Source organism: Bradyrhizobium septentrionale (assembly GCF_011516645.4).
Taxonomy (GTDB): Bacteria; Pseudomonadota; Alphaproteobacteria; order Rhizobiales; family Xanthobacteraceae; genus Bradyrhizobium; species Bradyrhizobium septentrionale.
Genome location: NZ_CP088285.1, coordinates 6,527,040 through 6,550,952, shown reverse-complemented (window position 1 = coordinate 6,550,952; position 23,913 = coordinate 6,527,040). Strand labels below are relative to the sequence as shown.

Here is a 23,913-nt window from a genome sequence, read left to right as displayed (position 1 = left end):
TCATCCTCCCTTACGCCTGCCGGCGAGCCGAAGGTCATGCCCGAGATAACGCAGCCCCGCATTCTCCTGATCGGTACCGGAGACACCAAGGCCGACGAACTGCTGTTCATGAGCGAGTGCATCGCGCGTGCCGGCGGCCGAACCATCATGATGGACATCAGCGTGCTCGGCGATCCGCCGTACCACCCGGCGCATGACAAGCACGCGGTGGCCGCCGCCGCGCAGACCACGATCGCGGCGATCGCCTCCAGCGGCGATGAAAACTCTGCGATGTCCCTGATGGCGGTTGGCGCCGCCAATCTGGCCCACGAGCTCGCAGCGCGCGACGCCATCGACGGCGTGATCGCAATCGGCGGGACGATGGGAACCGACCTTGCGCTCGACGTCGCGCAGGCGCTGCCGCTCGGCCTGCCGAAGCTGATCGTCTCGACCGTCGCCTTCTCGCATCTGATCCCGCCCGAGCGCGTCGCCGCCGATCTGATGATGATCCTGTGGGCCGGCGGCCTTTATGGCCTCAACGGCACCTGCACCGCCGTGCTGTCGCAAGCCTGCGGCGCGATCGTCGGCGCGGCGAAAAGCGCGATCAAACCGCGCAAGGACCGGCCGGTCGTTGCGATCACCTCGCTTGGCAAGAGTTGCCTGCGCTACATGGTCGAGCTCAAGCCGCAGCTCGAACGGCGCGGCTACGAGGTCGTCGTCTTCCACACCACCGGGATGGGCGGCCGCGCCATGGAATCAATCGCCGCGCAACGCGGCTTCGCCGCGGTGCTGGACCTCAGCCTGCAGGAGGTCGCCAACCAGCTCACCGGCTCGGTGGTCAATTCCGGCGCTGATCGGCTGGAGAATGCGGGCAGAGCCGGCATTCCGCAGATCGTCGCGCCCGGGGCGATCGACATGGTGGATTTCCCGGCATGGCTTGGCGTCCCGGACGAGCTGTCGGATCGTCCGTTCCACGCCCACAACCGGCTGCTCGCATCGGCGACCTCAGGGTCCGCCGATCGCCGCCGCATCGCACAGGCGATTGCGGAGAAACTGTCCCGCGCCAGCGCACCGGTCGCCTTCGTGCTGCCGGCCGGCGGCATCCAGCAATGGGACCGCGAAGGCGAAGCCTTGCACGATCCGGATGCGCTTTCCGCCTTTGTCGATGCGATGCGTTCGGCGGTCGCGTCACCGGTCGAGCTGCACGAAATCAAGGATCACATCAACAGCGCGGCGTTCAATGAAACCGTGCTCGGCATCTTCGACCGCTGGGTCGCGGCAGGCATTGTCCCACCCGGCCGCACCACGGTTGCCGCATGAGCCGGCCGCTCGCCCAGGCGCTGGTGCTCGACTTCGGCGGGGTGATCTCAAAAACCCTGTTCGAGACTCATGATCTGACCGAGCGCGCGCTTGGGCTCGCACCGTGCACGTTGAAATGGCTCGGACCGTTCGCGCCCGACAGCGATCCGCTCTGGACCTCCATGCAGCTTGGCGAGATTTCGGAGCGCGACTATTGGCTGACCCGCAGCCGCGAGGTCGGGCGCATGCTCGGCGAAGACTGGCGCGACATGGAAACCTTCGTGAAGCGCGCGCGCGGCGCCGATCCCGACACCGTGATCCGCCCCGAGGCGGCGCGTGCGATCGACATCGCCGCCGACGCCGGATTCCGGCTCGCCATCCTCTCGAACGAGCTCGACCTGTTCTACGGCGAAGATTTTCGCAGCCGTCTTTCCATCCTCGAGCGCTTCGACACCATCGTCGACGCGACCCATACCGGGATCCTGAAGCCCGACCCGCGCGCCTACCAAAGCGTGCTGGACGAATTGGCGCTGCAGGCGGAAGATTGCGTCTTCGTCGACGACCAGCGCCGCAACATTGCGGGCGCCGCCGCGTGCAACATGCGCACCGTGCTGTTCGACGTGCGCAGCCCCGCCGCGTCCTACAGCGAGGCGCTGCGGCATCTCGGGCTGCAATTCGACTAAAGCGTTTTCGAGCAAGTGGGTATCGGTTCGCGTGAAGAATACGCGTCAAAACTAGAATCTGGAGCCCCGTTCCGATTCGATCGGAACGGACAAGGCTCTAGCCGGACAGAGAGCGATCATGCGCGACAGAAACTTCCTGGTTGAGAACAACGCCAAGCCGATCTGGCACCCGATGGCCCACCCCGCCGAAATGCGGGCGCAGCCGCCGCGGATCGTGATGAAGGGCGAAGGCGTTGAAGTCACCGATATCGACGGCAAGACCGTGATCGATGCGGTCGGCGGCCTGTGGAACGTCAATCTCGGCTACAGCTGCGATCCGATCAAGCAAGCGATTGCGGACCAGCTCAGCGCCCTGCCGTATTATTCCGGCTTCCGCGGCACCTCGAGCGGCCCCTCGATCGAGCTCGCCTACGAGCTCACCGAATGGTTCAAGCCCGAAGGCATGGTCCGCGCCTTCTTCACCTCCGGCGGATCGGACTCGGTCGAGACGGCGCTGCGACTGGCGCGGCAGTACTGGAAGATCAAGGGCCAGGCCGATCGCACCAAGTTCCTGGCACTGAAGAAGGGCTATCATGGCACCCATTTCGGCGGCGCCTCCGTCAACGGCAATGCCAATTTCCGGCGCAACTATGAGCCGATGCTGCCGGGCGTGTTCCACATTCCCGCGCCGTCGACCTACCGCAATCCCTTCAACGAGACCGATCCCGCCAAACTCGCGCAGCTCTGCGCGGCGGCGATGGAGGAGGAGATTGCATTCCAGGGCGCCGACACCATCGCCGCCTTCATCATGGAGCCCGTGCTCGGCGCCGGCGGCGTGATCGTGCCGCCGGACAGTTTCATGAAGCTGGCGCGCGAGATCTGCGACCGCCAAGGCATCCTGATGATCGCAGACGAGGTCGTCACCGGCTTCGGCCGCACTGGCGCGTGGTCGGGCTCGCGGCTGTGGGGCGTGAGGCCCGATATGATGACGATGGCCAAGGCGATCACTTCGGGCTATTTCCCGCTCGGCGCGACGCTGATCGGCGAACAGATCGCGGAGGCCTTCGAGGCCGACACCAGCACGTTCGGCTCGATCGGCCATGGCTACACCTATTCGGGCCATCCGGTCGGCTGCGCCGCGGGCCTAGCGGCACTGGCCGAGACCCGCCGTCTCAAGCTCGACGAGAATGCCGCCGCGCGCGGCAAGGACCTTGCACGGGCGCTGGCCGCGCTCAAGGCGAAGCACCTGCTGGTTGGCGACGTCAGGGGCAAGGGCCTGATGGCCGCACTCGAGCTGGTCGCCGATCGCGACAGCAAGAAGCCCGCGGACAAGAAGACGATGGCAAAGGTCGCGGACAGCGCCTACGAGGCCGGCGTGATGCTGCGCGTCTCCGGCAACAACCTCATCCTGTCGCCGCCCCTGATCCTCACGTCAGCCGACGTGACGAGGATCGCCGAAGGGATCGACGCCGGTCTGTCAGCGGCCGGCTGACAGCGCACTGACACAGGCCATGGCGCGCTCGAACATCGCGCCGTCCGCCGCGTTACGATCGAGGCAATCGGCCAGCGATGCCGCCGACATGCTCTGGTCGGTGCAGAAGATCCGCATGAAATCGGCCGCAAGCGCGACCTTGCGCGGCGCAGATTGCTGTTCCCAGTCGCTGCTGCTCAGATAGAGCAAGGACGCATCGTCATCGCTGCTTTCGGCCGCCGCACCGCGTGCGGCCGGTTGTGCCGCCAGCAACGCCAGCAGCGCGCCGGCAACCGCTCCGATGCGATCTACGCGCCCGTTCATTTCGTACCCTTGGCCTCGACCGCCGGCGGCACGTCGAGCGCCGGATTGCGATCGAAGAAGTTGAATGGACGCAACCGGAAGCCGTGCCACAGGCCGGGCATCACGGGCCAATCCTCGGCGCGCGGCACGTGGCGGAAGCCGACCGTGTACCACAGCACGAGGTCGCGATTCTCGATCGGCCGCTTGGCTGCGGTCCATTTCGGCAGGCCGTCGACCTCGGCGTTTCCGTTCGGATACATCCCGGCGGCGTATCGCTCGTCCCTCGCGTAGGCCGAGGTCCACAGCGTGTAGGCGCTGAAGCCTGCGCGGAGCTGGATCGGATCGTCCTTGGCGAGCAACGAGACGTCGGAATGCCCGGGCATCAGCTGATAGCTGGTGCGATATCCCTGTTTGTTGGTCTTGCCGGTGCTCTCGACCCTGAACTGCGCCGCGTTCAGCGGCAGCGTGATCGGCCCTTCGGTCGCAACCGGCTTTGTCTCGACCTGCCAGAGGCTCTTGCGCTGGCCCTGCTCCAGCCGCCGGACGCTGAAGCGATCCTCGACCAGCCGGTTGCCGGTGCCGTCGACGTCCATGTCGATCCGGAACGTCATGTAATGATCGTGATTGACCGCAAGCAGCCGCTCGTCGACCAGCGTTCCATAGGCGGTATCCTGGGCGGCCGTCGGATCGCTCAGAGTTCTGCTCGCGACGCCCTTGGTCGCGTCGATGCCGTAGGCGCCGAGCCTGACATCGATGTTGCCGGCACGGTCGAACACATAGTCAACCAGATAGTCGTAATTGCCGACCACCGGCGCCATCCGCACCACCAGCTCGTTGTTCGGCCGCACCTCGGCGGTGTTGTTGATCAGTTCGCTGTGACGCCAGATCGGATCGCCGGTCGGGCGCTCGAAGATGCAGACCGCGCCCTTGGAGACAACAGGCATGCCCTTGGTGTCCGCTATTGTCAGGTCGAGGAAATGCGCGCCTTCCGGGCAATCGGCGCCGGGCTGCAATTCGCTGGAGAGCACGCCGAAGCCGTACTCGCCGATATCCATATAGGCGCGGAACGACCAGGTCTCGGCCGGATCCATGTAGGGCACGAACATCTCGCTCGCCGAGATCTGGTAGGCGATGTCGCGCAACGTGCCGTGATCGTCGTAGCGGATCAGCGACAGCACCGCGCCAACGCGCGGCTCGAGCCGGACATGGAACGACCAATTGTCCCAGCGCACCTGGCCGCTCTCCACTTTTACGTTGCTACCCTGAGGCGCGGTGATTTCGATCGGCTTCGGCGGCTTGCGATATTTTCCGGAATCGGCATAGGCGTGCGATGGCGTCTGGGGTGGCGGGGGCACCACGCCCAGATCGGTCACCGACAGCACGGTCTTGCTCTTGAGATCGACCTGGGCGAACAGGTTCTCGATCGGCTTGCCCCAGAGATTGTTGGCGGCGCCCGACGTATCGACGCAGGGAACGTTGAGCAGGCGGCGGCCTTTCATGGCGGGATCGGTCACCGGACCGACCGTCAGCGGCAGGCACAGCACGTTGCGGAAATCCGTGATGCCGCGCTTGGCCATCGCGGCGACCCAGCGCGGGTCCTGCTTCGGCAGATCGCCGGCGGACATCAACTCGTCGATCGTCAGCGCGGCCTCGTGATCCCTGACCTCGTCCCAGCCGAGCAGGCTGCGCGCAGCGAGATCGATGTGCGCTTCATAGAGATGCCCTCCGCTCAGCAGCGTCGCAACGGCACGGCGCGCGAACGGCTGTCCGGGCCGCCACGCCCGCACCTCGTCCTTGGAATCCTCCTCGATCGTCATCGAGACGACGCGCGTGGTGTCGTCGAACTTGCCGGCCGCGCGGAGGATCTCGGAGACGGACCGGATCTCGTCTGTGGTAAGCCCGTCCATCGGGTGCATGGCGGCGACCTGCGGCCACATCCGGCGCTCGGCCTGCGCGGGCGGCGGTGCCGCCAGCGTCACCAAGACCAGACCGGCCAATGCCCATGCGCATCCCCGGAACATCAGAGCCATTGCGCCCTCTCCTCAAAACTGGAGCCGTCAGAATACAAGCAACGGCGACGGCGTGAAGCCTTATCCGGCCACCTGTTCCGACGCCTCCGGCGCGATCGCGGCCTTTGTTGGGCGTGGCGAGGTGCGGTGCACGTCCAGCAGCCGCATGCCGAAGCGGTCGCGCAGGACCGGCCAGATGCCGCGCGGGGCCACCATCATCACGACAACGGCGATGATGCCGAGCCCAACCAGATACCAGCCGCCGGACAGGCCGAGCGGACCGGTCATCAATTCGCGCAAGCCGAAGAAGATGATGACGCCGAGGATCGGCCCCTCCAGGGTTCCGATACCGCCGATGATCACGATGAACATCATGTAGACCGACCAGTTGACGTCGAATGCGGCTAGCGGCGCGATGTACAGGTTGCCCATGAAGCTGAGCGCACCGGCAAGCCCGCATCCCGCCGCCGACAGCACGAAGGCGACGAAGCGGTTGTGGCGTACGTCGACGCCGACGCTCATCGCGGCGAGATCATTGTCGCGCACGCTCATCAGCCCGAGCCCGAAGCTCGAGGTCATCAATTTGTACAGCGCTGCGATGGTCAGAAGCGTCAGGCCGCCCGCGAGCCAGAACATGGTCGGCTCGAACCAGTCGAAATCGATCTGCTTGCTGGTGGCGAGCGGCAGCCCGGAGGTGCCGCCGACTGCCTGCGATTTCATGGTGAAGGCGCCGATGATCTCGGCGAACACCCACATCGCGATCGAGAAATAGGCGTCGCGCAGCCGGAACAGCGGAAACGCGATGATGGCGGCCACCGCGGCGGCGACCAGCGGCGCCACCGGCAGGACCCAGACCGGCGTGACCCCGAGCCAGCCTGAGGTCAGGAACAGCGCATAGGCGCCGAAGGCGATAAAGACCTGGTGGCCGAGCGAGACCAGTCCGGCATAACCCGCCAGCAGGTTCCACATCTGCGCCATGGTCAGCAGCAGCAGGCACTCGGTCGCGAGCCGCAGAAAACCTTCGTTCAGCACGAAAGGCGCACCCACGATCACCGCGATCAAAACGACGGCGCTGGCCAGCAGGATGGTCCGTGTCGGCATCGGCGTCACACCCTGCTCGACACCAGGCCCGACGGCCGGATCAGCAGCATGATGAAGAACAAGAGATGCGCATAGAGCAGCCCCGCATTCGGATCGATCTTCAGCCCGATCAATTGCGCTATGCCGAGCGCGATGCCGCCGAGCAATGCGCCCCAGAACGAGCCGAGCCCGCCGAGCACCACGACCTCGAACGCGATCAGGAGCCGCTCGGCCCCCGAGAACGGCGTGAAGCTCGAACGCACGGCGAGCAGCACGCCGCCGATCGCGCCCAGCGCCAGCGACAGGCCCATCACATAATTGTCGACCCGGTCGGGCTTCACCCCGGAGAGGCGGACGATGTCGCGGCGGTCGGCGGTGGCGCGCACGATCCGCCCGAACTCGGTATGGCGCAGCATGAGCTGCAGCGCCATGAACAATAACGCGGCGAGCACCAGCGTCAGCAGCGGCATGATGCCGATGTTGAGGCCGGCGATCTCGAGGCTGGCGCGCGACAATTCGCCGACCTGCAGGCTGCGCACGTCGGCGCCGAACATTTCGACCATCACATTGCGCAGGATCACCGAGACGCCGAAGGTCAGGAGCAACGGCGACAGCGGATCGGGCGACGTCACGACCCGGTTGACGATGACGGCCTGGTAGAGCCATCCGACGCCGAACGACAGCGCGATCACCGGGATCAGCATCAGCAGCGGCGAGACCTGCGGAAACAGATTGGCCAGCAGCACGGCACAGAACGCGCTCAGCACCATGAACTCGCCATGCGCGATGTTGACGACGCGCATCACGCCGAACACCAAAGCGAGGCCGATGCCGAGCAGCGCGTAAAGCCCGCCCAGCAAGGCACCGTTGATCAATGTCTCAACCCAGATCATGTCCCATCAATCTTCTAGTTGCCGAAATAGGCATGCGTCAGCTGTTCGGGCTGCAACCCCTGCGCCGGGCCGGTCAGCGACACCCGCCCCTTCAACAGGCAATAGATCCGTTCCGACGCCGCGAGCGCGCGATTGACGTCCTGCTCGACCAGCACGACGGCGGTGCCCTCGCCGCGAATGTCGGCAAAGGAGCGATAGATCTGCTCGACCATTACGGGCGCAAGCCCGAGCGAGATCTCGTCGCACAACAGCAGCCGCGGGTTCGACATCAGCGCGCGGCCGATTGCGGCCATCTGCTGCTGGCCGCCGGAGAGCTGGCCGGGAAACATCCGCCGCCGCTCCTCGAGGATCGGGAACAGGTCGAACACCCGCCGCAGCGTCCAGCTGCCCTTGCGCCGGTTCACCGTGCCCATCAGGAGGTTCTCCTCGATCGTCAGCGAGTCGAACAGCAGCCGGCCCTCCGGCACCATGATGAGCCCGAGCCGCGAGACGTCCTCCGCCGGCATCTGTGAGATATCGACGCCGTCGAAATGCACCATGCCTCTCCGCTCCTCGTTGAGTCCAACCAGCGCTTTCAGGAAGGTCGACTTGCCGGCGCCGTTGGCGCCAACCAGCGCCACCGCCTCGCCGTCGGCGACGGTGAAATTCATGTCGAACACGGCTTGGAGATCGCCGTAGAATATCTGCAGGCCGCTCACATCAAGCAACGCCATCGGCCTTCAATCCCATGTAGATCTCGCGCACCACCGCGCTGTCCATGACATCGGCCGGCGGTCCCTCCAGCACCTTGCGGCCGAAATCGAGCACCAGGATGCGATCAGACACCGCGCGCAATGCGTGCGGAATGTGCTCGATCCAGATCATGGCATGATCTGCTTTCACCGATTGGATGATGGCAACGAGGCGCTCGACCTCGGGCTCGGTCAGCCCTGCGGCGATCTCGTCGAGCAGGATCAGCTTCGGCTTCGAGGCCAGCGCCTTGGCGAATTCCAGCCGCTTGCGGTCGATCAGCGGCAATGCGCCCGCGAGTTTGTCCGCCTTCGTGTCGAGCCCGGTGCGCTGCAGCACCTGCATGGTCCAGGCGCAGGCTGCGTCGCCGTGCAGGCCCGCGCCGTAGGACGCCGCCACCAGCGCGTTCTCATAGACCGACAGATGCGGGAACGGTTGCGGGATCTGGAACGCCCGCCCGAGCCCCATCCGCGCCCTCTGGTGCGGTGGCAGGCTGGTGATGTCAGCGCCGTCAAGCATGATCGAACCGCCGTCGGCCGCAAGCAGGCCGACGATCAGGTTCAACAGCGAGCTCTTGCCGGCGCCGTTCGGGCCGATCACGCCGAGGCATTCGCCGCGCGCCAACTCGAAGCTGACGCCGTCGGCGACCACGATCTCGCCGAAGCGCTTGCAGAGCCCGCTGACGCGCAGACGCGGTGCCATCTCAGGCCAGCTTGGACAGCAATGCGAGATCGGCCTGCTTCGGGATGAACGGCGCCGTGCCGTTGTGCACGATCAGCAGCTCGTATTTCGATTTGCCGCCCTTGGTCTTGCGCCATTGCCCGCCCGACAGCGAGGTCACCGCGACGCTCTTGATCGGGCTGTCCTTGAACTTCACCCGGCCGACGACGGTCTCCATGTCGAGGCCGGCAATCGCATCGCGCAGCGAGTTCTTGTCCTTGGGATCACTGTTCTGCAGCGCCGCCAGCGCGACCTCCCAGAGCGCATGGGCGTAGCCGATCGGCTGGGTCCATTGCTTGCCGGTGGTCTTCTCCCACTCCGCGGCCAGATCGCCCGCGCTCTGGCCGGTCAGCGACGACTTGAAGGGATAGGCCGGCGTCCACCACACTTCGGTCGACATGCCGTCGCCGCGATCGCCGAGCGCATTCACCGCGCTCGGGAACAGGAACGCCGCCGCCACCGTGCAGATCTGCGGCTTGAAGCCGGCCTGCGCCGCCTGATTCCACAGCGTCACCCAGTGATTGCCGTAGGTGAAGCCGGCGACGATATCGACGCCGTTGTTCTTGAACGCCGAGACCTGATTGGTGAAGTCGTCGGTCGCGATCTGGAATTTGCCGGCGGAGAATTCCTGATAGCCGGCCTGCGCGATGCCGCCGGGCAATCCCACCTTCGGATCGGAGAACGCCTGTCCGGCCGGATTGTCGATATAGAGCGTGCCGACCTTCTTGTTGGTGTCGACCGACTGCCACATGCCGAGGAAGTTCTTGACGACGTCGTCGGCGCCCCAGAAGAAATGGAAGCTGTAGGGAAAGCCTTTGTCCGGCGTCGACTTGCGCGGGAACATCCAGCCCTGCCACGGCACCATGGTCGAGATCGAGGGGATCGACCGGGCGTCCGACAGCTCCTGCACCGGCGCCTGGGCGTCGCCGTCCTCGACCAGGATGAGATCGCATTTTTCGCGCAGCACCAGCTCGCTCGCAACCACCGACGAACGGTTCGGATCGGATTGGTTGTCCTTGAACACGAATTCGATCTGATAGGTCTTGCCGCCGATCTTCAGGCCGTCCTTCACCCGCGCCTTGATCCGCTCATGGATCCAGGTGTCGGGTTCGGCAAACGGCGCGCGGACGCCGGACAGGCATCCGACCCAGCCGATCTTGATTGTATTGCTCGCGGCGCGCGCGATATTGACCAGCGGCACGTTCACGGCAGACGCAAGGCCGGTGGCGCCGGCCGCCTTCAACAGGGTCCGCCGGTTGAGCCGGCCGGACGAGTTCGTCTTTGAATTCTCGGTCATGTCCCTCTCCCTGAAACAATCTCTAAAGTAGCTAGGCCGCCGATCGCCGGATCGCCGCGCGGCTCACGGAAGCGAATTTGCACAATGTGTTTTCGATGATCTGGCGCGGGATGCCGCGCACGATGAAGACCAGGCGCGAGCGCCGGTCCGCCGACGGCCAGCCGCCCAGCGTGATCGGCGGATGGAAGACGTGCTGCACGCCATGCACCACGACAGGCGCGTCCGGCTGCTCGGCGACATGCACGATCGCCTTGAAGCGCAGCAGGTCCTCGCCTTTGAGCGCCGCGACATAATCCAGCCAGCGTGCGAACGCATCGCGCTGGATCGGCTCGTCGATAACAAGGCTGTAGGACGACACGCCTGCATCGTGCGCGTGGTGGCTATGGTGGGCGCAATCCTCGCCGTCGCAATGGTGATCCCTGTGATCGTGCGGCGCGTTCGCCGCCTGCGACGCCAGATCGAACCAGCGCACGACATCGGTCGAGCGGGCCGACGGATCGAACAGCCCGGCATCGAGAACCTTTGCCGGATCGACCATCCCGTTCCGGACGCGATGACGCACCGCGACCGGGTTGATCGCCGCGATCAGCGCCTCGAGCCGCGCCAGCGCATCATCGGCGGCGAGATCGGTCTTGGTCACGAGCAGCCGGTCGGCGACCGCGATCTGCCTGACGGCCTCGCTGTGCGACTCGAGCGTGTGCGCACCATTGACGGCATCGACGGTCGCGACCACGCCGTCGATCCGGTAGCGGGCGACAACATCCGGAGCCGTCATCAGCGTGTGTAGCACCGGCACGGGATCGGCGAGCCCGGTGGTCTCGACCAGCACGCGGTGGAACGGCGGGATTGTCCCGGCGGCGCGGCGGGCAGCGAGATCGGCCAGCGTCTCGATCAGATCCTCGCGCACCGAGCAGCAGATGCAGCCATTGTCGAGCAGCGCCAGCCGGTCCTCGCTGCTCTCGACCAGGAGATGATCCAGCGCCACCTCGCCGAACTCGTTGATGATAGCGACGACGCCATTGAGTTCTGGCTGGCGCAGCAAATGGTTCAACACCGTGGTCTTGCCGCTGCCGAGGAAGCCGGTCAGCACCGTGACCGGGATCTGATCCACCGCTGCCATCACTTGCCCCGCTCATAGACCTTGCGGCCCTCGAAGAAGGTCATTTCGACCCGCGTATCGGCGAGCTGGTCCGGCGGGATGTCGAAGATCATCTGGTCGAGCACGATCAGGTCGGCCGATTTGCCGATCTCGATCGAGCCGATCGACTGGCCGAGCCCGGCCGCGCGCGCGGCGTCGATGGTGTAGATGTCGATCACGGTGGCGAGATCGAGCGCCTGCTCGGCCCACAGCGACTTGCCGGGAAAATCCCCGGTCGGATTTTGCCGGGTCACCATGCCCTCGATGCCCTGCCAGGGATCCGGGATCGGGATCACCGGCCAGTCCGAGCCGCCGGCCATCAGCGCGCCGGCCTGCTTCAAATCCCTGTTCGGCCAGAACCGCTGCGCCCGCTCCTCGCCCATCGCGGCCTTGTGCGCCTCGAGGAAGATGGTCGGATACCAGATGATCGGCGACAGATCGGCCGCGACGCCGAGTTCGGCGAAGCGCGGGATGTCGTCCGGCGCGATGTAGCTCGCATGCGCGATCTGGTGCACCAGATGGGTCGCCCCGTTGAAATTGCGCACGACGTCGATGGCGTCGAGCGCCTGCGTCACGGCGGCATCGCCGGCGCAATGGATCTTCGCAGCAAGGCCAAGCTTTTCGCAGCGTCCGAGCCAGCGGATCAGGTCCGGTACCGTCAGCATCGTCGAGCCGCGGAAGCAGCAGCCGCGCACGGGATCGGCCACATAAGGCTCGTGGAAGGCGGCGGTCTTGGCGCCGGGCACGCCGTCGAGGAACACCTTCACATAGTCCGGCTTCACATGCGTGCCGCGATACTGCTCGCGCAGCGCAAACAGCTCCTCGCCGGCCTTGCCGAACATGAAGCCCGGCTCGACCACCGGCATCGCGCAGACCGCCCAGGCGGTGAGCTCGCCGCGGTCGTCGAGCCCCTTCAGCGCCGCCATGATCGGCTGCATGCTGGCGGCGTCGATGAAGGCGGTGACGCCATAGGTGTTGAGGACCCCGATCGACCGCGCCACCGCCGCGCGGTCCATCTCCGCGGTATAGTGCCCAGAGGCGGCGAGCGCCCGCTCCACCAGGCCCGAGGCGGCCTCGATCATGATCCCGGTGAGCGTCCCGCTCTTGAGGTCGCGGCCGATCTCGCCGTCGGTCGGGTTGGGGGAATCGGCCTGCACGCCGGCCAGCCGCAGCGCCGCGGAGCTCGCCCAGCGATTGTGATAGCTGTCGTCGCGCAGCACGACGGGATGCCCGAGGCAGGCCGCATCCAGCAGCGCGCAGGACTCCGCGGTGTTCATCTCGTTCAAGAGATTGTTGCCGAACTGCCCGCCGACGATCCAGGCGCCCGCCGCCGCCGCCGACGCCGCCTTGTGCAGGGTCTCGGCGATCCTTGGAATGCTGTCGGCGGAAGAGAAGCGCAGCTCGTAGAGATCGGCGTGCCCGCCCATCATGATGTGATTGTGGATGTCGACGATCCCCGGCATCGCCATCCGGCCGCCGAGATCGACCGTCGCGGTCCCCTCGCCGACCAGCGCCGTAACATCGCGTTCCTCGCCCACGGCGATGAACCGGCCGGCCTTGACCGCAGCGCAGGTCGCCCAAGGCTGCTGGCGGTTCGACGTGTAGATCCGGCCGTTGCGGAAGACCGTGTCGGCGAATGTCCTGCTCATACGGATCAACTTCTCGGTTGGGAAAGCCTGCAGCGATCAGCCTTTCGTCGCGCGGTGCAGCGGGCTGAACCGCGCACGACGCCGGCATGATGGCCAAAGGTTCGGCATGTCGGCGTCTGGAACAATCCACCGTCCGGTGGATGCTCCGTCGCCTGCCGGATTGAGGTGGCGGAAACCGGCAGCCATCGGGGAGCCGCGCGATCGACGCGGCTCCCTTTTGACCTGCCTGGCGGGGTATGTCGGCGCTTGCGCTACTTGGTGAACATCGGCCGCTTCGGCGGCGTCGCCGGCTCATCCGGTGCCCAGAGACGGAAGCTCAGGTTGGCGAACACCGAGTAGCCCTTGGTGATCGACGCCGTATCAATTCCGGGCGGGCCGGCGGTGCCGCCGGAGGCGTTCGAGGAGAACTCATGCGTCGCCCAGACGGTCAGCGCGGCCGGTCCGAAATTGTAGCCAACGAGGCCGCCACCGGCCCAGATGTTGTACCGGTTGACGTTGATCGCGCCGTTATAGAACGCGCTCGACGTGTCGCTGGTGACCTGCCCCGCGTAATAGGCGATGGGACCGATGGTCCAGTTGCCGATCGTCTTGGTGGCGGTGAACTCGGCGTGGAGGACGTCGCCGGAGCGATAGCCGCTGATCGAACTGCTGGTATTGATCTCCTGAAACAGGTTCGCCGTCAGATTCCAGCCGTCCTTCAGGTAGGACACCACGAACTCGGGCTGAAACGTCCACCAGGGATTGCCGACGTTGCTCAAGCCGGCCGGGCCGCTGATCGAGCCATTCGGCACGTAGATGCCGAGGCCCGTCTTGATGAAGAAGCCGCTGTCGCCGAGCTTCCAGCTCAGTTCGGCCGGCACAATGTAGGTGTTGTGCATGCCGACCTGCTGGATGTTCACCGGCGAGCCGACGTCGGCCATGATCCAGGGCTGCACGATGACCGCATCATAGGTTGCGCCGAGGAATGTCCAGCCCGGCACCCACAGCAAGCCCGACGCCTCGACGGCCGCATGGACCGGCGTCGCCACGCCACCGACATTCGGCGCGCCGGGCCCGACAATGTTCGATTGATAGGTGAAGACCTGATTGAAGCTGTACAGCCCGGGCGGCGGCGCGCCGGCCGTTCCACCGCCGAGCGTGATGCCCGGCTTCTGCGCCCAACCCGCGTAACCGAACTCGAATGCGTTGGCTGATGTCATGCCCGCCGCTGTCACGGCAAGCGCCGCGGCCGTAACTCGTCCGTTGAAGTTCATGTTGCCCCTCCGTCCCCGATATCGCTGCGCCGCGACGCGGCGCTGCAACTCCCGGCAAACCTAGGAAAGCATCTCCGGCAGGCGTTATCCGGAATCGGCAGGCCCGCCGACATGGCAAATGAAAAAGTGCTAGCGTGGGGCGGAAAGCACGTTCTGAACGGTGCGTGAGGGCAATTCGCCAAACAGCAACCGATAGTTTTCGGTGAAGCGGCTCCAGTGCCAGAAACCCCACCGCGCCGCCACGTCGCCGATCGAAATCGGCCGGCCCGCCGCAGCAAGCGCACGCAACTCGCGGCGCACGGCGTTCAGCCGCAGCGTCCGCAGATATTGCGACGGCGTGAGACCGAGCGCATCCCGAAAGCAGGCCTGCAACGTCCTGCGGCTTACACCGGCGATGCGGCACAAATCGGCGATGTTGGGCGGATCGTCGACATGCGCGAACATGTAGTCGCTGACGCGATCGACCAGTCTCTGTTGGGCGGTCGCCGCCCTGACCTCGGCCCTTGACGTCTTCGACAGGATTTCGGCGAGCGCGCCGACCACGATATCCTGGAGCGATGCGCGCGTGCGACAAAACCTTATCGCCGTCTCGAGCTGATGGCCTGGATCGCAGATCTCGCGAAAACCCTGTTGGAGCGCCGGCAATCCCGGCCCACCGAATGAATGGTGCGGTTGCCGATAGCCGGAAACGAGGTCCGCCGACTGCGTCTCGCCGAGCGCGTCCAGCGATGACGCAAGATGATCGCGCGCGATCGCAATCGATACAACGTCCAGCAGGGTCGGTGTCACCAGCGGCGGCAGATCGACGCCGTCGTTGAGCAGTACATCGGGAAACGCCAGGGAGCGGCCGTTGAAATGTCCGTCGCTTGACGCCGCCAGCGGCAGGCTGAACACCAGCGCATCCGGCCACGCCGTACCTTGCTTGATCAGCGCTTGCGTCGTGGTCTCCCTGACGATCTCAAGGCTCTCGAGCCGGATCCTCACCAGACGTCCGGCGAACCGTCCCGACGACACCTGATCCATGCGCAGCTTCCAGCCGCCGAACCGGCCGGCATGCTCCGCCGCGTCGGCGGACTCCCCCACCGACACGCCGATTACCCTGCCAGACTCTGCTTCGGAAATCGCTGCCATGAAGCGCTCCCCGACGCCGAGCTTTGGCGAACGCGGGGTGTAGCAACAATCAACCCTTGGATGGACGATTTATATCTTTCCAGAAACAATTTACGGCCACAGCCGAACCTGGTCAGAAGCCCAGCGCCAGCCCGTCCTTGCGGTGGTCGGAGGCTCCGAACAGCACCCCGCGCGCATGGTCGATGCGGATCGCCTGGCAGCCGCCGATCGGCTCCTCGGAGAGGCGCGCATCGTGGCCGCGGGCGCGCAGCTCGTTGCGGATATCAGGCGAAATCGTCGTCTCCAGCGACAGCACGCCGTCGAAGGCAAAGGAGCGCGGCGCCTCGGCCGCCGCCTGGATGTCCATCTTCATGTCAAAAATGTTCGACAGCAGATTGGCATGGCCCGCCGCCTGGTAATGCCCGCCCATCACGCCGAACGACATCACGGTCTTGCCGTCCTTGCGGAGCAGGCCCGGGATGATCGTGTGCATCGGGCGCTTGCGCGGGCCGAGCGAATTGGGATGTCCGGGCTTGGCGCGAAAGCTCCAGCCGCGGTTGTGCAGCAGGACGCCCGACTTCGGCGCGTAGATGCCGCTGCCGAACGGATAGAACAGCGAGTTGATCAGCGAGACCGCATTGAGGTCGCGGTCGACCACCGTGACATAAACGGTGTCGCGGTGCTCGATGTCATCCCAGATCGCGGGCGCGGAGGCATGGCGCATGTCGATCTTGCTGCGGATCGTCTTGATATAGTCTTCAGCAAGAAATGCGGCCGGATCGACGTTGCTGACGGCGGGATCGCAGAAGAAGGCGTCGCGCGCCCGGTAAGCGGCCTTGGTGGCCTCGGCGAGCAGATGGATGCGATCGGCCTGCGCCAGCGCTGCGACGTCGAAGCCCGCGAGCGTCCGCAGGATCATCAGCGCCGCGAGCCCCTGCCCGTTCGGCGGACACTCGACCACATCGTGATCGTGATAGCGCGCCGAGATCGGGCGCACATAGTCCGAGGTCTGTGCCGCAAAATCCTCGGTGCTGTGCGCCCCGCCCAGCTCGCGCAAGATGCCCACCATCTCGTCGGCGGTCTCGCCCGCGTAAAAGGCGTCGCGCCCGTGTTGCGCGATCCGGCGCAAGGTAAGGCCGAGCGCAGGTTGGGTACGGATGTCGCCAACCTCCGGTGCCCTGCCGCCGGGAAGAAACTGCGCCGCCGCATTGGCGTCGATCTCGATCCGGGCCCGGAAGCGGCGCCAGTCCTCGGCGACGCGCGGCGTGACACAAAAGCCCTGCTCGGCGGCTGTGATCGCCGGCCGGAAGATCTCCTCCAGTGACCTGCTGCCGTGGTCCGCGACCAGCCGGCACCATGCATCGATCGCGCCAGGTATCGTCACCGCCTCCGGCGCAGTCGGCGGAATGTCGCGTGCGCCGCCCGCGGCAAATTTCTCCGCATCGGTACCAGCAGGCGTGCGGCCCGAGCCGTTCAGCGCGATCGGCTCGCCGTCCCTTGGCGAAACCAGCGCAAAGCAATCGCCGCCGATCCCGGTCATCTGCGGCTCGACCACGCCCTGCACCGCCACTGCCGCGACCGCGGCATCGACGGCGTTGCCGCCGGCCTTGAGCATCTCGACCGCGGCAAGCGTCGCCTGCGGGTGCGAGGTTGCGGCCATGCCACGCTCGGCAACCGCTACCGAGCGGCCAACGGCCATGAAATCACGCATGTCGAATCCTCTGATGTCTGAGCGGCAGCCGCTCGCCAACATTGTCGAAAACGACACCGGTCCTTCGGGAACTTTCGGCTCGCGCGGGCGGGTGCAGCAATCAACCGTACGGTGGATCGGGTGACGTGGACGAGGCGCGGCGCCCCGTCGTCATTCCGGGGCGTGGGAAGCACGAGCCCGGAATCCATCGGGCCGCAAATAATGTGGATGAATGGATTCCGAGCTCGACGCTGACGCGTCGCCCCGGAATGACTGAGATATGTGCGACAAGACAACCCGACGGGCAACTCAGCAAAACCTGTCAATCACCGCGCGCAAAAATATTTCGGTTTATCGGCAGACCCAACTCAGTGTATAGATTTGGCTGTCTCACCCGATCGAGGGGCGCTTCGCGATCGTCACGAACGCGGTGTGGGATGCGGTGGACGCCGAGCGTGTCGCTGACGAGAGCACGCGAAGCGGACGGTGAAGTCGTGTGGTCCTGACGCCCTAGTGGCAGGTGTCCCCTTGCAGAACGCGCGAGCGTTTTCGCAAAGGCGGTGACAAGCAAGCCAAGTCTCGCCGGGGAGAGCACGAAATAAGCCGTAACCCATCGCGCAGGGAAAGCCGGGTTGTTTCCGGTTACACCTGTGGTCCTACCCCCGTGCTTTCTACTTTTGCACGGGGCCCATGGGTGCAATCGGCACCCGGCTTTCCTTGCGCCCTCTGTTGAAGGGGGCGAAACAAAGAAGCAGACTCGGACGATTCATGTCGCGAGAATACAGATGTGTGACTCACTGGCCGTGCCACACACTCGACGTCGTCCCGGCGAAGGCCGGGACCCATAATCACAAAAGGATGTTGTTGAGCGTCGCTGGAACGACGAGTCCCGTTCACTACAATTGCTGCGGCGTATGGGTCCCGGCCTTCGCCGGGACGACGGTGGTGGATGCGGCGCCACCCAGCGTCAACGACAGGCAGCGTTGCTCACGAACAGCTCGACGAGAATCCGCCACGATGAACAGGCCGAACTCCGCGCCGGATTCGAAGCACAATGCCCCTCACCGCACCCCCGCGCCCTAATGCGGCCGTGACATCAGCGCGACGACCGCCGAGCGGGTCTCGACGCCGAGCTTTTCGAAGATATGGATCAAATGCGTCTTCACCGTCGCAAGGCCGATGCTCAGGCACTCGCCGATCTCGCGGTTGGTCCGGCCGCAGCACAGCAGCTCGACGACCTCCATCTCGCGCGAGGTCAGCCCGTAGCGCGGCGGCTCGTCGGCATTCGACGACAGCCGGCTGGTCAGGTTGAACTCGAGGTAGTCGTGGATCTTCTCGGCGATGTGCATGCTGCCGTCGGGAATGGTGCAGCCCGGCGCCCACAGCACGCTCATTCCGGCCACGATCCGGTCGTTGCGGCGGAAGAAGAACTCGATCATGTCGGCGACGCCGCACTGTCCGGCGAAGGCGCGGTAGGTCGCCGCCTCCTGGGTCGCGCATTGATCGAGGGCTGTGCTCAACCGGGCAATCGGCCGGTTGCTCGCGGAGCGCGGATGCAGCGGATCGAGCCGGTTCATGCCGGCAAGATACTGGTCGTGGAAACTCGGCGGCACATTGCTGCTGAGCACGAAGCGGTTGAGGGTGAGGTTGCCGTCGACCTCGTAGAAGGCGGTCGCGGACCCCTCGAGAATGCCGCGCGCGAACTGAATGGCCTGCGTGGTCGCCGGATCCGGTCGGCCCAGAAGCGCGATCATGACCTACCTCCCGATGTTTCCCGATGGCGGACGTCTGCGCGTCGCGTGCTCGGCACGCTGGGACAGACGCAGGGCTTAGTCAAGCAATTTGCGGGCCAAGCCCGCGCCACGCACATCCTTGAAACGGTTACACCGGGGCAACCCGGCCGCCACCTCCACCATCCGGTTGATTGCGAGCGGCGCGGCGCATGCGGAACTTTCGTGAAACTTCCGATGGCATTGCTGGATCAACAATGAATTCGCGTCGCATCATGGCCGCCTTCCCTCCGGCGGCCGACGAACAAGTCACGCTGGCCAATTGGCGTCAGCATCCCTACAGCGAATGGGCCTTCCGCAACGTGCGCGAGCTCTTGCCCACCGCAAACATCGCGCGCGCCTCAGTGCCGGCGCCGTTGTCCTTTGCGCCGCGCTATCTCGACGACGTCAGCTTCGCAAACCCGCGCGGCGAGACGGTCGGCGTCGGCCAGGCGCTGCGCGCGAGCCACACCGACGGCATCGTGGTGTCGCATCGCGGGCAAATCGCCTTCGAATGGTATGCCCACGGCCTCACGCCCGACACCCCGCATCTGATCTTCTCGGTCAGCAAGTCGGTCGCCGGAACACTCGGCGGCATCCTGGCCGATCGCGGCAAGCTCGACGTCGACGCGCCGGTGACGCGCTACATCCCGGAGATGGAGGGATCGGTCTATGGCGGCGGCTGCACGGTGCGGCATCTGCTCGACATGAGCGTCGGCATCCGCTTCGAGGAGGACTACATGGCGCGCGACGGCGACGTCATCAATTACCGCCGCTCGACCGGCTGGGAGCCGCCGGATCCCACCATTCCGCCGAGCAATCTGCGCGACTATCTGCGCACGCTGCGGCCGAACGGCACGCCGCATGGCCAGACCTTCCACTACGTCTAGACCAACACCGACGTGCTCGGCTGGGTCTATGAGCGCGCCTGCGGCATGTCCTATGCAAAGATCCTCTCGCACTATCTGTGGCAGCCGATGGGCGCCGAGCACGACGCCTACATCACCGTCGATTCACGTGGCGCAGCCCGCGTCGCCGGCGGCATCTGCGCGACGCTGCGCGATCTCGCCCGCTTCGGCGAGATGATGCGCAATCACGGCGTCAGCAACGGACGGCAGGTCGTGCCGAGCTGGTGGATCGACGACATCAGGCACAACGGCAATGCCGAGGCGTGGTCGCGCGGCGACCTGACGAAAGTGTTTCCAAACGGCAATTACCGCAACAAGTGGTACACGCTCGACCGGCGCGAAGCCCCGTTTGCCGCAGTCGGCATTCATGGCCAGTGGATCTACATCGATCCGGTCAATGAGACCGTGATCGCGCGCCTCTCCTCGCAGCCGCTGCCGATGGATCTCGATCTCGATCACATGTGGATGCGCGGCTATCGCGCGATCGCGGCCAGGCTCAGCGGCCAGGCCTGAACGGTTGCGACAGGGGGACATCATGGGACCATCGATCAACCGGCGCACCCTCCTGCAGATCGGCGCCGGCGCGAGCCTCGGCATTGCGATGCCGCGCATCGCGCGGGCCAGTTCGAAGACGATTACGGCGGTGATGCACGCGCCGCTGCGCGCGACCGACCCGATCATGACCACGGCGTGGACGGCGCGCAACCACGGCTACATGATCCACGACACGCTGTTCTCGACCAATTCGAAATTCGAGATCAAGCCGCGGAGTTCCAGCCCGGCGTCAAGGCCGCTTACGAAAGGAATCCGGACTACGTCTCGCGCGACGAGCCGTCGGACGGCACCGGCGGCGGCAAGGTCGTCAAGATCGGCCGCTACGAATGGCTCAGCGTGCCCGATTTCCAGATCGCAACCAACGCGCTGATGAACGATGAGATCGATTACTTCGAAGTTCCGCCGCACGACCATCATGCGATGCTGGCGCGCGCCGCGAATGTCGAGCTGACTGATTACAACACGCTCGGCTTCTCCGGCATGTGCCGGATGAACTGGCTGGTGCCGCCGTTCGACCGGCCGGAGATCCGCCAGGCCGTGCTGCACGCCGTGAACCAGAAGGATTGGCTCGACACCCAGATCGGCAATTCCGACTACTACAAGGTCACGCCCGCGATCTTCATCGCCGGCACGCCGTTCGAAAGCGCGGTCGGCTGGTCGACCAAAGCCGATACGGCCAAGGCGAAGGAGCTGCTGAAGCAAGGCGGCTACAAGGGCGAGCCGATCACGATCCTGCACGCGACCGACGCGCCGATCATCACGGCGCGCGGCACCGTCACCGCCGAAGCGCTGCGCGCGATCGGGATGAACGTCAACCTGCTGGCGATGGACTGGGGTTCGGTGGTGGCGCGGCGCGCCAAGCAGTCGATGCCGGCCGAGGGCGGCTGGTCGCTCTACCACTCGACCTGGGCCAGCGCCGATTTGATCAATCCGAACGGCAACGCCTGCGTCAACGGCAAGGGCAAGAACGGCGGCTTCTTCGGCTGGGTCGAGGACGCCGAGCTCGAGCGGCTGCGCGACGGCTTTGCCCGCACCGCGGCGCCATCCGACCAGAAGGCGCTCGCCGACAAGATCCAGGCACGCGCCTATGAGGTGGTCACCCACGTCCCGACCGGGCAGTACAATGAGCCGGCCGCGACGCGGAAAGCGCTGAAGGACATCGTCCGCGCGCCGGTGCCGCTGTTCTGGAACGTCGACAAGACCGGTTGACGAGGCCTCATTCGACGGGCGGTCGCCGGGTATGCCAGTCCGTCACCGACTGGAACGCGCAACCGGCGCGGACCAGCAAATCTTCGGAGAGATGCGGACCGACCAGCTGCATGCTGAGCGGCATCTTGTCCGACGCCATGCCCATCGGCAGCGTGATGGTCGGGCTGCCCGAGAAATCGAACACCGCCGTGAAGCGCAGGATGCTCAGCAGCACAGTCGGGTCGGCGCCGTATTCGCTCATCTTGGTCAGCGTCGGGATCGGCACCGGCATGGTCGGGATCAGCAACAGATCGATATCCTCGAACATCGCAGCCAGGCTGCCGCTGAACTTGAGCCGTTCGTGATGGATCGCGGCAATATCGACGCCACTCACCGACCTGCCCTGCTCGATCACTTGCGCAAGATCCGGTCCGTATTCGGACTTGCGCGACGGGTAGGTGTCCAGATGCGCCTCAGCCGTCTCCACCGAGCACATCGGAATCCACTGGCTGACGAGCCTCTGATAAGGCGGGAAATGCACCTCACGGATGTCGGCGCCGAGAGCGGCGAGCGTGCGCTCGGCTTCCAGCAAGGCGACCACGACCTGCCGATCGATGCCCTCCTGGGTGTACCTGCGGTCAACGCCGATCCGCAAACCCCGGATGCCGTCGCCTGCGCCGGCCAGATAGTTCGGCACCGGAGCCCGCAACGCAGTCGGGTCGTTGATGTCAGCGCCCGCGATGACGCCGAGCATCGCCCCGGCATCCGCAGCGCTGCGGCACATCGGTCCGACGTGATCGAGCGAATCCGCCAATGGGAAGATGCCGTGCCGGCTGACGCGGCCCCAGGTCGGCTTGATCCCGGTCAGGCCGCAGGTCGCCGACGGAAACCGGATCGAGCCGCCGGTATCGCTGCCGATCGAGCCATAGCAGAGCCCCGCCGACGTCGCGACACCGGATCCGGTCGACGAAGAGCCGACCCAATAGTTCACATTCCATGGATTGAGCGGGGCCTGGTCGGCCGGATGGTGGCTGGTATAGGCCCCCTCCGTCATCTTGAGCTTGCCGAGCGTCACCGCACCGGCGAGCTCGAGCCGGTCTACGATCGTGGCATTGAAGGACGGCACGAACCTGGCGTGGATCGTCGTGCCGCCCGCCGTTGGCGCGAACGTCGTGTAGCAGAGGTCCTTCAGCCCGATCGGAACGCCATGCAGCGGGCCGCGCCAGATGCCCTTGGCGATCTCCGCATCATACTGCCTGGCCTGGGCCATCGCCCGCTCCGCAAGCACGAGTGCGTAACCATGAAACTGGCCATCCAGCTTCGCGATCCGGCCCAGGATCGCCTCCGTGACCTCCGAGGGCTTCGCGTCCTTGCGGCGGAACAGCTCGGAGATCTCGGTGATGGATTTGTAGTGCAATGGATCCGCTGACATGTCGTTGTGGCCCCGGCTAGAACTGAACACCGCGCGTCAAGGCACCATCCACGACGAGGTTGGTCCCGGTGATGAAGCTCGCCGCCTTGCTTGCGAGGAAGACGGCGGCGTTCGCCATCTCCTGCGGCGTGCCCATGCGGCCGGTCGGGTTCAGCGCCAGCGCGGTCTTGTACAGTTCGGGATTGCCGTCCTTGATCATGTTCCAGACGCCGCCCTCGAAATAGGTGTTGCCCGGCGACACGGAATTGGCCCGGATGCCCTTCGCGGCGAGCTGGTAGGCGAGGCCCTGTGTGTAGTGGATGATCGCGGCCTTGAACGTCCCGTAAGGACCGCTGGCACAATCGACCTCGCGCCCCGACACGCTGGCGATGGTGACGATCGCGGCGGCGCCGCTCTTCTCAAGATGCGGCATCGCCGCGTTGACGAGCCGCACCGTCCCCATCATGTCGGTGGAGAATTCCTTCTCCCAGCTCTCCTCGTCCTGCCCGATCGAGAGCGCACTGACATTGGCGACCACGACATCGATGCCGCCGAGCCTGGACGCCATGTCGGCGACCCAGGCCTTCAACGCCGGCCCGTTCGAGACGTCGACGGCACTGCCGAACGCGGCAACGCCCTTGGCTTTGATCGCGGTGACCGCGGCGTCGACGTCACCCTGGTTACGCGCACAAATCCCGACATTGGCGCCTTCAGCCGCAAACGTGTCGGCGATCGCCCTGCCGATGCCCTTGGTGCTGCCGGTGACGAGAACCTTTGCTCCCTTGAGTCCGAGATCCATG

Annotated in this window: 20 protein-coding genes and 1 pseudogene; 5 read left to right on the top strand and 16 right to left on the bottom strand. The window is 65.5% G+C overall.

Going from position 1 to position 23,913, the window contains the following annotated elements:
- Positions 1 to 36: 36 nt before the first annotated feature.
- From HAP48_RS32840 to HAP48_RS32830, 3 genes are all read left to right on the top strand, one after another.
- A complete protein-coding gene (locus tag HAP48_RS32840; RefSeq protein ID WP_166204010.1) occupies positions 37 to 1,299 on the top strand; it encodes a Tm-1-like ATP-binding domain-containing protein in 1,263 nt (420 codons plus the stop codon).
- Entirely contained in the window at positions 1,296 to 1,961 is a 666-nt protein-coding gene (locus HAP48_RS32835; RefSeq protein WP_166204009.1) for an HAD family hydrolase, read from the top strand. The genes HAP48_RS32840 and HAP48_RS32835 overlap by 4 nt, the downstream gene beginning before the upstream one ends.
- Positions 1,962 to 2,079: 118 nt before the next feature.
- Entirely contained in the window at positions 2,080 to 3,432 is a 1,353-nt protein-coding gene (locus HAP48_RS32830) for an aminotransferase class III-fold pyridoxal phosphate-dependent enzyme (RefSeq protein ID WP_166204008.1), read from the top strand.
- Here the strand turns inward: HAP48_RS32830 and HAP48_RS32825 are convergent.
- The 14 genes from HAP48_RS32825 to HAP48_RS32760 all read right to left on the bottom strand — a co-directional run bounded on the left by HAP48_RS32825 (position 3,418) and on the right by HAP48_RS32760 (position 19,036).
- On the bottom strand, positions 3,418 to 3,735 hold the full coding sequence (locus HAP48_RS32825) for a hypothetical protein (RefSeq protein ID WP_166204007.1): 318 nt from the start codon (positions 3,733 to 3,735) through the stop codon (positions 3,418 to 3,420). The genes HAP48_RS32830 and HAP48_RS32825 overlap by 15 nt on opposite strands.
- Positions 3,732 to 5,744, bottom strand: coding sequence for a copper amine oxidase (locus tag HAP48_RS32820; RefSeq protein WP_166204006.1), 2,013 nt, complete (start codon positions 5,742 to 5,744; stop codon positions 3,732 to 3,734). Before HAP48_RS32820 ends, HAP48_RS32825 begins: the two co-directional genes overlap by 4 nt.
- 60 nt (positions 5,745 to 5,804) lie before the next feature.
- Positions 5,805 to 6,824, bottom strand: a complete 1,020-nt coding sequence (locus tag HAP48_RS32815; RefSeq protein WP_210292709.1) for a branched-chain amino acid ABC transporter permease — start codon at positions 6,822 to 6,824, stop codon at positions 5,805 to 5,807.
- 5 nt (positions 6,825 to 6,829) lie between these two features.
- Positions 6,830 to 7,696: a branched-chain amino acid ABC transporter permease gene (locus HAP48_RS32810; protein ID WP_166204004.1), complete on the bottom strand. Its 867-nt coding sequence runs from the start codon at positions 7,694 to 7,696 to the stop codon at positions 6,830 to 6,832.
- Positions 7,697 to 7,710: 14 nt separating this feature from the next.
- Positions 7,711 to 8,409, bottom strand: coding sequence for an ABC transporter ATP-binding protein (locus tag HAP48_RS32805; protein ID WP_166204003.1), 699 nt, complete (start codon positions 8,407 to 8,409; stop codon positions 7,711 to 7,713).
- The gene (locus HAP48_RS32800) at positions 8,396 to 9,127 is read right to left on the bottom strand and encodes an ABC transporter ATP-binding protein (protein WP_166204002.1); all 732 of its coding nucleotides are present in this window, start codon (positions 9,125 to 9,127) and stop codon (positions 8,396 to 8,398) included. Before HAP48_RS32800 ends, HAP48_RS32805 begins: the two co-directional genes overlap by 14 nt.
- Position 9,128: 1 nt before the next feature.
- Entirely contained in the window at positions 9,129 to 10,442 is a 1,314-nt protein-coding gene (locus tag HAP48_RS32795) for an ABC transporter substrate-binding protein (protein WP_224496713.1), read from the bottom strand.
- A 31-nt stretch (positions 10,443 to 10,473) separates the two neighbouring features.
- Positions 10,474 to 11,562: a CobW family GTP-binding protein gene (locus HAP48_RS32790; protein ID WP_166204001.1), complete on the bottom strand. Its 1,089-nt coding sequence runs from the start codon at positions 11,560 to 11,562 to the stop codon at positions 10,474 to 10,476.
- The gene (locus tag HAP48_RS32785) at positions 11,562 to 13,229 is read right to left on the bottom strand and encodes an amidohydrolase (RefSeq protein WP_166204000.1); all 1,668 of its coding nucleotides are present in this window, start codon (positions 13,227 to 13,229) and stop codon (positions 11,562 to 11,564) included. The genes HAP48_RS32790 and HAP48_RS32785 overlap by 1 nt, the downstream gene beginning before the upstream one ends.
- A 251-nt stretch (positions 13,230 to 13,480) precedes the next feature.
- Positions 13,481 to 14,482 carry a SphA family protein gene (locus tag HAP48_RS32780; protein ID WP_166203999.1) on the bottom strand — a complete coding sequence of 334 codons (1,002 nt, stop codon included), beginning with the start codon at positions 14,480 to 14,482 and terminating at the stop codon, positions 13,481 to 13,483.
- Positions 14,483 to 14,611: 129 nt separating this feature from the next.
- Positions 14,612 to 15,613 (bottom strand): helix-turn-helix domain-containing protein, encoded by a 1,002-nt coding sequence (locus HAP48_RS32775; RefSeq protein WP_166203998.1) that lies wholly within the window; start codon positions 15,611 to 15,613, stop codon positions 14,612 to 14,614.
- A 112-nt stretch (positions 15,614 to 15,725) separates the two neighbouring features.
- Complete coding sequence (locus tag HAP48_RS32770; protein WP_166203997.1) at positions 15,726 to 17,303, bottom strand: gamma-glutamyltransferase family protein; 1,578 nt, start codon at positions 17,301 to 17,303, stop codon at positions 15,726 to 15,728.
- A gap of 875 nt (positions 17,304 to 18,178) precedes the next feature.
- A complete protein-coding gene (locus HAP48_RS32765; protein ID WP_166203996.1) occupies positions 18,179 to 18,337 on the bottom strand; it encodes a hypothetical protein in 159 nt (52 codons plus the stop codon).
- Between the two features lie 24 nt (positions 18,338 to 18,361).
- Positions 18,362 to 19,036: a helix-turn-helix transcriptional regulator gene (locus HAP48_RS32760; protein ID WP_166203995.1), complete on the bottom strand. Its 675-nt coding sequence runs from the start codon at positions 19,034 to 19,036 to the stop codon at positions 18,362 to 18,364.
- A gap of 188 nt (positions 19,037 to 19,224) precedes the next feature.
- Between HAP48_RS32760 and HAP48_RS32755 the strand changes: the two are divergent.
- A pseudogene (locus tag HAP48_RS32755) lies at positions 19,225 to 20,472 on the top strand (serine hydrolase domain-containing protein).
- Between the two features lie 177 nt (positions 20,473 to 20,649).
- A complete protein-coding gene (locus HAP48_RS32750; protein WP_224496712.1) occupies positions 20,650 to 21,723 on the top strand; it encodes an ABC transporter substrate-binding protein in 1,074 nt (357 codons plus the stop codon).
- A 7-nt stretch (positions 21,724 to 21,730) separates the two neighbouring features.
- Here HAP48_RS32750 and HAP48_RS32745 read toward each other — a convergent pair whose 3' ends face one another.
- Both HAP48_RS32745 and HAP48_RS32740 read right to left on the bottom strand, forming a co-directional pair.
- The gene (locus tag HAP48_RS32745; protein WP_166203994.1) at positions 21,731 to 23,134 is read right to left on the bottom strand and encodes an amidase; all 1,404 of its coding nucleotides are present in this window, start codon (positions 23,132 to 23,134) and stop codon (positions 21,731 to 21,733) included.
- Between the two features lie 16 nt (positions 23,135 to 23,150).
- Positions 23,151 to 23,912: an SDR family NAD(P)-dependent oxidoreductase gene (locus tag HAP48_RS32740; RefSeq protein WP_166203993.1), complete on the bottom strand. Its 762-nt coding sequence runs from the start codon at positions 23,910 to 23,912 to the stop codon at positions 23,151 to 23,153.
- Position 23,913: the final 1 nt, after the last annotated feature.